The following is a 10647-nucleotide window of genomic DNA, read 5'->3' as shown; positions in this document are numbered from 1 at the left end:
GATTCCAGTACTTCAAACCGCAAGAATTTCGGTTATGCTGTGCTTAGCCGGATTTATCATGAATTAGGAATTGATACGTTTCTTGCGAATAGGCAACGCCATTCTAAGGAAGAGTACGATGCTAACGCTATCATGAAGCTTCTTGCTTTTTCTCGCCTTCTCTATCCAGCTTCTAAAAAGAAGACGTATGAGAACAAAGAGAGATTTTTCGAAAAAACGAATTTTTCTTTAGATGATGTTTATCGCTGCCTCTCTTTTTTTAATAAGCATAAAGATGCCCTCCAGCTTTGGATCCATGAACGAATTAAGCAAAACTATCAACGCAATACTTCACTTGTCTATTATGATGTGACCAATTACTACTTTGAAATTGATGAGCAAGATGAACTGCGTAGAAAAGGACATTCCAAGGAGCACAGGTCGGATCCGATTGTTCAAATGGGATTATTTATGGATACTCACGGGATACCAATTACATATGGACTTTTTCCGGGTAATACCCTGGATAAGCAAACACTAATTCCAATGCTAGGAAATATTCAGCGTGAATTTTCCCTGGGTAGAATCATTGTAGTTGCCGATAAGGGCATGACCACTGGAGATAATATTTCCTATGCCCTTGCTGCCAAAAATGGTTATGTTCTTAGCTATTCTATAAGAGGTGCTGATAAGGAATTTAAAGATTATGTGCTCGATCAAAGTGGATACGTCGCAAAGAACGAGGAATTTAAAATTAAGTCTAGGCTTTATCCTAGAGAAATCTCAGTCTCTACAACGGGTGGTAAGAAAAAGAAAATTCGGGTGGATGAAAAGCAGGTTGTTTTCTATAGCGCGAAATACGCAGCTAAGGCTAAGGCCGATCGGGCAGGGGCTGTAGCAAAGGCTAAGGATCTCATTAAGCATCCCAGTAAGTACTCTCAGTCGACTTCTGTGGGAGCAGCTAAGTATGTAAAGAACCTATCCTTTGATCCTAAAACAGGCGAGGTTCTAGAGAATGCGAAACAATTACTGCGTTTTAATGAGGAGAAGCTAAAACAAGAGGAAGCACTTGATGGCTATTATGCGATCGTAACCAGTGAATACAAGGAATCCGCTGAAAGGATTATTGAGATTTACCGGGGGCTGTGGAAAATTGAAGAGTCTTTTAAGATTACCAAGAGTGACTTTGAAACTAGGCCAATCTATTTGTCTAGGGAAGAGCATATTCAATCTCACTTTCTAACCTGCTTTGTAGCACTGATCATCGCAAGAGTATTAGAGCATCGAATGAAGGGAAAATACTCTGTTAGCGCTATGATAGGAAGCCTAGAAAAGTGTTCTTGCAGCCATATCCAGAAGAACTATTATTTATTTGATTACTATGATGAAATACTCGCTGACATTGGCTCAGAGTTTAACATCGACTTCGGAAAGAAATGTATTTCTCTTGGGGAAATGAAAAAAATTTTAGGCAAGGTCAAAAAAGGCTAATCTCACTACAATTTTAGGACAAAGAAATGCAGCCCTAGACCCAGCATTCATGCGGGTTCAGGGCTGCATTTTAGTTCATTTAACTGCAAAAGTCAGGTTGTAATATGGGTTCAGATGTTGATAATGCTGAAGGGCTTCATATGCACTTTTTGTATTACAAATTTCATGCTGGTTAAGGGTGCCATTCAACCTGGATAAAGCGATCCGGTAATTCTTGAAAGTAGATTGGCACAATCCTAGAGTAACAGTATCCAGCCATTGCAATGCTAATTCCCCTGAGTACGTCATTTTCTTTGATTCCAAATATTCATTAAGTAACCGATAACATCGCTTATGTGAATATACTATGGTTGACGTGTAATCGTTGCTGGCAAGATACTCCATTACCTTGCTTACAGCTTCTTCATAACTTTGATACATGAAACTACCCCCTTGCAAAATTTAGGTAGTTTCGGTATTTGTAACTATTAACAAAATCCTTATGAATTAGCATCTAATCTGATGTTTTATACGGCTTCCGGCAAAACCTGAGGATTTTCTAATCCTGAGGATAAGGCTCGTAATCCTCAGCTTAGGATTACGAGCCGAGAACTCTCTAAGTCCATTTGTAAATGGGAGAAAGGCCTGGCTGTTTGCCGATACGAAGAAGGGAGCTCAATCAAGTGCAATTGTCTATAGTATTGTAGAATCAGCTAAAGCCAATAGGATTAACCCGTACATGTATCTCGTACATATCTTTCAAAAGATGCCGAGCTTAGACTTTAAAAATGACCCGGCACTTCTTGAGAGTCTAATGCCTTGGTCCCCTGATCTTCCGGAATATTGCCGGTTGTAATAATATTATTTAATACTCGGTTACTCAGTTGTAGCCGAGTTTTTTATTTTATGCACCCTAATATTTAGCACTTACATTATAGCAGAAAAAGAAATTTAGTGACATTCTTCTGGGAAAAGAAATTGCAAAAAGAACCTCGAACGCATCGCTGCGTTCGAGGTTCCCTTTTCCCATAGGGTGAATTACCAGAGTTTTGCTGAGGTTATGCTTAGTTAGCGACGATCTCTACCTTAATGGTCTTGACGAGGCTTCCGGATACAGCACTAATCTTAAAGCTATCTCCAACTGCGAGGGTATTTAAGCCAGTAATAGTACCGTCACCAGCTATTGCAAAAGTCGTAGATGCCGTGTCTTTTTCTGTTACTACGAATTGGGAAAGTTTCATACCCTTCTTGCCATATTGGTCAAGGGCATAGAAGTGGACGTAGTCGGCATTTCCTGTGACACCATCAGCAGTGAATCTTGCCAAAGTATTATTAGCAAATGCAGCGCTTAACTGACCTACCTTAACTTTAAGAACATCATTCTTGAATGTGACACCAGACAATTCGGTATGGGGCTCAAATCCGATGTCTTTGGCTACAGGAGTAGCTTTAGAGGATTTCAGCTCTGTGGTCAGGCTATGCACCTTACCATCTGTGCCCATCACGGTAACGTGAAGGTTCGCGGTGGCTTCTGTCCAGCTATCGGGCAACTTCTTGGCAACAACTTTGACTGCATTATAAGCCAACGGTGCATCAAATGAAGGAACGGCAGAGGAGATCGCAAAGTAAGCGTTACTGCTCAGCGATGCGCCAATCACTGGAGTTCCTCTCAGAAGAACCTTAGCGCCTGTAGCTGTCGTTCCATAAACCTTCGGACCAGCTGCAAAAGCTTTTACCCTTGCATCAGGTGCCGTCGTGTTCGGATCAGCAGGGGCATTCAGTACTCCATGAGCTGCATAGATGGCATTAGCCACTGTGTCGATGGTATAGCCCTTAATATCCTCATCTTTTATAACCGTCAAGTTTTGGGATACTGTATCAATTGGTTTCCAATAAGCGGCAGTACTTCCAACAGCGGGAATATACTCTTGCAAATTAAAGCGTACAGTCGTTGAACCAACTTTCTTAGCTACTAACTCAATACCTGTCGCCCCTGAGGTTACTACGTCTTTGCCGCTAGTAACTTCAACAACAGTATTATCGTCTGCTACCGCTAGAACTCGATATTTTGCGTTGTTCAGTTCGTCCTTCGTGGTCATGTCGATGTCGCGACCATATTGGTCTTTAACTGCTAAACCGCCATTATCCCAACCAAAGTCAATCGTTTGTTTTGTAATTGCAGCACCTGATGATACTTGCATCAGAGACTTAAGCACAGTGGTATCCAACGACAACGTCTCAGCTTTAGCTGTTTTTTGAACATTAATCGTTATTGTGCTGTAATGACCCGTTTTACTCACTGTAGCCGTAAGAACAACAGGAACGGAGACGTTTCCAGAAACCGTAGGAGCTGTAAATTCTACTCTGGCTGTACCATCAATATTCTGCTTCAATTCCACAGCGTTGTTACCGCCGCTGAGCGTTACATAACCCTTCAGATCATTGTATTTAGTGATCTCTTTACCGTTTTGGTCATAGGCTACAAACGGAACGGTCACTGTGTCGTTGGAAGCTACTGCTTCATCTGGAGCAAACAGATTGAACTTAGCCACTTCAGCCTGTTTCTTCAGGGTCAAGTTAAGCTGAGAGGTCTTTCCTGTCCAAGTCATTGCTGTGATGATTATTGGACTGTCTACTGTAAGTGTATAGTTCTTGGGTTTTACTTCAAACAGCGCCTTGTTGGAATCCTTAGGATCCTTAACTACGCTTACCTCCAGCGCATCAGGGTTAGAACTGAGGACAGTAATCAACCCTTCAGTTACAAGGTCATAATTCACTGTAGCATTACCGCTGATATCCGTTGCAGTGTAATCAATGTAGAATACATCAGCGAGGTTACCTGCTACCAGTTCTTTTTCAACGCCATCAGCGCTGACTAGCTTGTTAAGCTTAATATCGCTTAAGGTTCCAATCTGGGAACTAGCTACCAAAGTAGCGGTGGTCGATACTCCGGAGGTAGTATCATTGGCCGTAATCACAACGCCGCTGGTAAAGCTGAGCAAGTTCAGATTGGGGGATGCAACCAACTTAAGCAACCCTTTGCGAGCATCAATGCTCTCCGCCACTCCGCAATTAAAGTTTACGTTGTTTGCCAACGCATTATTGGTGATATCTACGCCATACTGGTCGAGAATCTTATAAGTGGCGTACCCAGTCTGTTTCACCGGGGTAACAGACGTGTCTGTTACTACACCTAATTTGGTAGATGTGATCTCAATCTTGGCAACCTTTTGCTCGGTATAGGTAATTTCTTTGGAAGCGAGCTCCTTAGTGTCTTCTTTAACGCCGACAGTGTAGGTTCCGGATACAAAGTTGGAAGACTTGGACAGAGTAGCTTCTGTCTTAGCTTCATTCCAGGTAACGTTTACTGCCATCGCAGAAGATAACTGTCCCTGCTTTACTTCAAAGTTAATCTTGCTGGTATCAGCGGGAGCCTTGCTGAATTTTACTTTAATAGCATTAGCTGCAGACGCAGCAATGCTCTCAACTTTGAACTCACCAACAGGAGTAGAAGGCTTCTTCACAGCATCGATTACTGCATCACTAACAACGCCAGTTCCACCAAGAGCAACAACAACACTGTCTTTGTCGAGATTAGAAGCAATATCAGCTTTTACAGTTTTTCCGTCAGTCAAAGCAATCGGGGAGTTGGTTTGTGCGGCAAGCACAGAACCTACGAGAGCATCAGCAAGAGTTGCTCCGTTACCAACATAGACTTTACCGAATTCGAAATCGAGTTCAGCAATGACTTTTTTGTTGGTTTCATAGCGGTCTGCACCAAAGATACGCTCAGCACCGGCAACGTCCTTAACGAGGGTAGGTCCACCGATGACGTAATCGGCTTTGCTAACTCCTGCACTTCCATCGCGATCTGCAACAACGATAGCATAGTTGTTAGCAGCAGCGTAGGAAGCTACGGACATAGCGTCAGGAACGCCGTTATAACCAACGACGATGGTTCCTTTAGGAGCAGACAGTTTAGCGTTGATTGCATTAGCGGTTTCAACACGGCTGTTTCCTTTTGCGGAATCAACAGTGAAACCGGCGGCTTTCAACTCATCTACAACAGCTTGGCTGGCAGCGGCACCAACAACAATAACGTCTTTAACTCCCAATTTTTTAAGGGATTTAATAACATCGTTGTTCATGTCTTTTTTGTCAGTCAGGTAGATCGGAGCTTCTTTCTGAGCTGCTAGGGGAGCTGCAGCAAGAGCATCAACGAGGTTCTCCGGGTTACCGGCTGCGATAACAGCGGTAGTAGCGGATGCATAAGCTTTTTCGGCGATTTTGATCGAGGTTTGGTATCTGTCGGATCCGGCAAGGCGGGTGTCTTCAGCTGCGAATACACCAGCGGGAGCCATGGACAATACCATACCGGCGATAGCTAAGGAGGCTAAAGCCTTTTTTGTCTTCTTCATGTAGTGAATTTCTCCTCTCATTCTTGTGGTAACGTTTTTTTGTCTTCCGAAGTCACGGGCAGCACTTTGTGTGTTTCTTAATTAAGAAAGCAAACTATGTACCCTACTTCTCACCGTGATGATCAGTGGTCGTCACTCACCCCCTTAAATAAGCCGCAAATCTTTAGACATTGCGCAATATCTAAAGGCATCCCACCCCTTAACGGGGGCGTCCCCCCTCAAGGCATTCGCCTCGCGGGTGGCTTACCCTTTAGACACAATGATTGAGGAACCTTTAACAGGTTCTACACTCGTAATAACTATTCGATGCAGGGTTTAATATTCCTGCTAGTTCCAAAAAAAATTTCTAAGAAAATAATGGAGATTCGAATAGTCCAAGTGCATACATAAATTTTAACTAAAAACAAAGCTTTTTTCCATACCTTTGGCGAAAATTTTTATTAACTTTTTCTTAAATGTTGCGGAATAATCCAAAAAAGAGGATTAATTTACTAATAACCTTGATAAATTAGAATTCCCCGATATATCCCCAGAGCTGCTTTTTTCTGAAATTCCGGGCTGATAATGAGCTGTTCTTCCTTGGGGTTGGAGATGAAGCCAAGCTCCACAAGGATGGCCGGCATGGTGGTGTTCTTGACCACATAGAAGTTAGCGGTCTTGACCTTGCGGTCCTGCAACTCTACCTGCTTAATAACTTCTTGCTGAACGACTGTGGCCAACTTTCTCGCCTCTCCCGCCCTGGGATTATCTGCGGAGATATAAGTGGTTACACCTCCCGCTTCGGGATTGGAAAAAGCATCGTTATGTATAGAGACGTATAGATCGGCTTTAATCTGATTTGCTATTTTTACCCTAGCCTGTAAATCTTTTAGCTCCGTATAATTGGCTCCGGTGGGCGGGGCATCCCCTGTCCGGGTCATGACGACCTTAGCTCCGGCTTGACGTAGAAGATCTGCCAGATTCTGTCCTACGGGTAGGGTGGAGTTTTTCTCATAAGAGCCGCCGGGACCTCTGGCTCCCACATCCTTGCCCCCGTGACCGGGGTCCACGACAATGGTCAATCCGGCCAAAAGATAGGGGGGTTGAATAGTGCCTGCCACGATCCCTTCGACCCGGTCGGAGAGAATCGCTTGACTGCCGATCATGACTACATATAGATCATGGACTGCTGCGCTGCCCATTGCCGAGTAGATCACTGCCGGAAGTTCTTTTTGTCCGGACATAAATAGATAGGCATTTTGCTTAACGGCCAAGGCTCCTGTGACCAGAGCATCAGGATAATTTTCACCTGTAACGAGAAAAACTTTTTGGCTGTCCGGATTTTGGGATTCGAGGTCTGACTGTCCTAATTCCTTTTGGGTAAAAAAGAAAGCTTGGGCCGCAGTTTCATAGCGGTCTTTGCCGGCGATCCGGGTCATTCCGGTTAAACCTTCTAAGACTTTGGGGGTAACGGCTCCTTCGCCACCGATGACGATGGTTTTAGTCACAGCTTCTGCCTCATAACTAAGCTGATAGGCACCCAACGCTTCCAGCTTATGCCGGGTTGCTTCGGGAAGTTCATTGGCTTTGGTAAGAAGAATGGGAGTCTCAGTGAATCCGGCATAGGGTCCGATAGCTAAGGCATCGGGGAAGTTTTCCCCGCTGGTTAGGATGACTTGGCCGTTGCCCCCTAAGTGTTCGGCTACCAGGGCAGCAGTTTCGAAGCGATCCACACCGCCGATTCTCTCCCAAGTAAGTCCTTCCTTTTCCAAGGCTTCACTAATAGTGGTTCCCATCACTCCGGCTCCCCCAAGAAGGATAACATGCCGGGCATTGAGTCGCTTGATCTCCTCCATTACCCCTTCACTTAAACCCTTTGGGCTGGTGAGTAAAATAGGGGCATCATAGCGTTTGGAAAGGGGAACGGACACCAAGGAGTCGGGATAGGCGTCGGCCCGGGCCAGCAAACCCGTCTGGGCTTCGCTCCAGCCCTCTTGGGAAATCCGTATGGCTGTCTCGATACGTGTTGCTCCATAAAGGCGTGTGACATCGGCTGTGAGGGGAGCCGCTGCAACGGAAGCCTGTCCGCAAAGCCAAAGGCTAAGGACTGCCGTCAGGATTGCGCCCCATTTGATTCGTGGTGGCCACACAGAAAACCCTCCTTTTAAATTTTGTTGCCCATCCTTGGGGATTTCGACAGGGTTCTGTCTAATCCTGCTGGGAAAATCATCCTAAGAATTGAGTATTGCTATGAAGGAAGATCCTTCACTGCGTTCAGGATGACATTACGGCTTAGGATGGCATTACGGTTTAGATGACATTAAGTAGGTACAAGATGGCGGTTGTCTGATGATATTTATCCTATAGAGTATAGACAGCGGAATTGGTAGTTTCCTTCTTCATTATATATGTTAAGTTTCTATAAACTTTGGCGATTCCCAGAAATTAAGCGAAGGGTTTTGAGGCTTGATAGCGAAATACTTGTTAAGTGTCGGATTTTAGGCTCTTTGAAAGTCTAAAAACAAAGAGTGCATTAGTTTTTTTAAAGGAGAGAGAGATGACGAAAAAAGTTTGTACAGCCGTAGCGGTTTTGACAGCATTCACCCTTTTGTTCACAAGTAATGTTTTTGCGCCCTTAGTCCCTCAATCTGTTCAAGCTAAGACCCCGGCTACTCAGCCTTTGCGTCTGGCGGGGACCTCACGCTATGATACCGCGATCCAAGTCTCCCAGGCGGGCTGGGAGTATGCAGACGCTGTGGTCTTAGCGCGTGGGGATGATTTTCCCGACGCTTTAGCCGGTGTGGTGCTAACGAAAAGTGTTAACGGTCCTCTGCTTTTAACTGAGACGGCTAAGTTAACGGCAGGCGTTTTAGATGAAATCAAACGCTTAGGGGCAACCAATGTCTATATTTTAGGTAGTCCCGGAGCCGTATCGGAACAGGTAGAAAATGATTTAGTTAATGAAGGTTTAACTGTAAAGCGTCTGGAAGGACCGAACCGCTATGTTACCGCCGGTGAGATCGCCAAAGAAGCGGTTCCTCTGACAGAAAAAGCTTTCCTTGCCTCAGGAGCAGATTTTCCCGATGCTTTAAGCATCTCCTCTTATGCTGCCGCCCAAGGTCTTCCCCTTCTTTTAACTGAGAAGAAATCTGTACCGGAGGTTACTCTGGCAACACTGAAAAGCCTTGGGGTCAAAGAAGTGACTCTGATCGGCGGTGAAGGGGTTATCTTCCCGGAAGTAAAGACCCAACTGGAGGGCTTAGGCTACACTGTCGATCGTCTCTCCGGAACGGATCGTTATGGTACTAATCTGGAGATCCTTAATAAGTTGAGTTTTAATACAGAAGCAATCTATGTGGCTACCGGAACGAAGTTCCCTGATGCTCTTGCCGGGGCAGCCTTGGCCGCCAAAGATAATAACCCCATTGTCCTGGTTCCCCAAAAAACAATCGGCTCTGAGGGCATGGGTTATCTAGGTACTCGCCGTGACGAGGGTTCTGGCTTTACCTTATTAGGTGGCTGGGGAGTAATCAGCTACGGTATGGAAAGCATTATTCGCACCGGTAAAGTGAATCCAAAGATCTCCCTACAGTATTGGGATGGGTATGCCAGCTATGAGACTTATCTTCGGGAACTCTCTCTGATACCTAATAAAGCTACTGATTATGTGGACTTTGTCTCCCCCAACTGGCGGGGCTCAATCGGTACTGATGGGACCCTGAAGCTGGTCTGGGATGAAGGGTCCAGCAATTATAAGCAACTGACCAATATGGCTCACGGCCTGGGTATGAAGGTGCTGCCCCTGATCAATGGCAGCGGGGCAACCTTAAACACTCTTCTGAAAAGCACTTCCGCTCGGGAAAAGTTAATCGATGATATTGTAAAATTGCTCAAGGATACTAATAGCGACGGTGTGGTTATTGACTTTGAAACTCCTCTGGATTATGGAAAAGTGGACGATCCTTATGATGGGGTAAGAAATGACTTAACTGCTTTTATGGAATCCCTATGTTCCCGGTTAAAACCCATGAATAAGATTGTGGTTATGGCAGTGATGCCCCGGATGTCGGCTACCCAGTATTGGTTGGACGTCTATGATTATAAAGCTCTTTCTCAATATGTGGATTATATGCATGTGATGACCTATGATCATGCCTATCGGACCTCTGCTCCCGGAGCTATCGCCCCCTACCCCTGGATCAAACAGGTTCTTACCTATATTAAGGGCCAAGGCGTGGATATGAGCAAGGTCTTAATGGGAATCCCTTACTACGGTCGGGATTGGGTGGTTGCCGGCAAGGATGATAAAGGTAATCCTACCTATAATTCCACTGCCTTTGGTTATTCCAAGGCGATCGAGATTGCCAACACTTACGGAGCAAGCATCACCTACGCCAAATACGATGCTTCTGATTCTGTTGGTACCCCGACCTTTAAGTACAAAGATGAAAAAGGTGTCGAGCATACGGTATTCTTCGATGATCTTACCAGCTGGAATGCTAAGCTTGCGTTGATCAATGAGTTTGGCCTGGCCGGAGTTGGCCCCTGGGCTATGGGCTGGGTGGATGAAGGTACTGCGGAAGGACTGTATCCCCTGCTCAATCAGCATCTGCGGTAGAGGCGAGAACAAAAAACAGATTGGCAGAAAACAACGGCCAATCTGTTTTTAGATTAATTCAATTTTCTGTTCGTCACAGACTAATTCAATTGCCTTTTTCTGCTTAGGAGGCAATGAATCAAACAATACTCTTAAAAAGGATACTTCACCAGGTATTTGTTTAATAGCTTCAAGAACTTTTAC

General features: G+C 44.9%; 6 protein-coding genes. 3 read left to right on the top strand and 3 right to left on the bottom strand.

All coding sequences use genetic code 11. The features are described 5' to 3' along the window. Positions 1 to 1470: IS1634 family transposase (locus tag AC1U9U_RS13370; RefSeq protein ID WP_479961047.1), on the top strand; the 1470-nt coding region annotated here is incomplete at its 5' end. A 75-nt stretch (positions 1471 to 1545) separates the two neighbouring features. On the opposite strand, the gene AC1U9U_RS13365 is transcribed toward AC1U9U_RS13370, so the two are convergent. After that, positions 1546 to 1890: a hypothetical protein gene (locus AC1U9U_RS13365; RefSeq protein WP_479961046.1), complete on the bottom strand. Its 345-nt coding sequence runs from the start codon at positions 1888 to 1890 to the stop codon at positions 1546 to 1548. Between the two features lie 88 nt (positions 1891 to 1978). Here AC1U9U_RS13365 and AC1U9U_RS13360 point away from each other — a divergent pair, with 88 nt between their 5' ends. After that, positions 1979 to 2305: a transposase domain-containing protein gene (locus AC1U9U_RS13360; RefSeq protein WP_479961048.1), complete on the top strand. Its 327-nt coding sequence runs from the start codon at positions 1979 to 1981 to the stop codon at positions 2303 to 2305. Positions 2306 to 2513: 208 nt separating this feature from the next. Here AC1U9U_RS13360 and AC1U9U_RS13355 read toward each other — a convergent pair whose 3' ends face one another. Continuing rightward, the gene (locus AC1U9U_RS13355) at positions 2514 to 5867 is read right to left on the bottom strand and encodes a cell wall-binding repeat-containing protein (protein WP_479961045.1); all 3354 of its coding nucleotides are present in this window, start codon (positions 5865 to 5867) and stop codon (positions 2514 to 2516) included. A 491-nt stretch (positions 5868 to 6358) separates the two neighbouring features. Beyond that, positions 6359 to 7996: an N-acetylmuramoyl-L-alanine amidase gene (locus AC1U9U_RS13350; protein WP_479961044.1), complete on the bottom strand. Its 1638-nt coding sequence runs from the start codon at positions 7994 to 7996 to the stop codon at positions 6359 to 6361. A 407-nt stretch (positions 7997 to 8403) separates the two neighbouring features. Here AC1U9U_RS13350 and AC1U9U_RS13345 point away from each other — a divergent pair, with 407 nt between their 5' ends. After that, the gene (locus AC1U9U_RS13345) at positions 8404 to 10464 is read left to right on the top strand and encodes a cell wall-binding repeat-containing protein (protein WP_479961043.1); all 2061 of its coding nucleotides are present in this window, start codon (positions 8404 to 8406) and stop codon (positions 10462 to 10464) included. Positions 10465 to 10647: the final 183 nt, after the last annotated feature.

It is taken from the genome of Desulfitobacterium sp. (assembly GCF_982384815.1).
Note: the sequence above shows the minus strand (reverse complement) of the source record. Positions and strands in the feature narration are given on the sequence as shown.

Excerpts from the sequence above, each read along its gene's own strand:
- AC1U9U_RS13365 (WP_479961046.1), bottom strand. The coding sequence starts at position 1,890 with ATGTATCAAAGTTATGAAGAAGCTGTAAGCAAGGTAATGGAGTATCTT.
- AC1U9U_RS13355 (WP_479961045.1), bottom strand. The coding sequence starts at position 5,867 with ATGAAGAAGACAAAAAAGGCTTTAGCCTCCTTAGCTATCGCCGGTATG.
- AC1U9U_RS13345 (WP_479961043.1), top strand. The coding sequence starts at position 8,404 with ATGACGAAAAAAGTTTGTACAGCCGTAGCGGTTTTGACAGCATTCACC.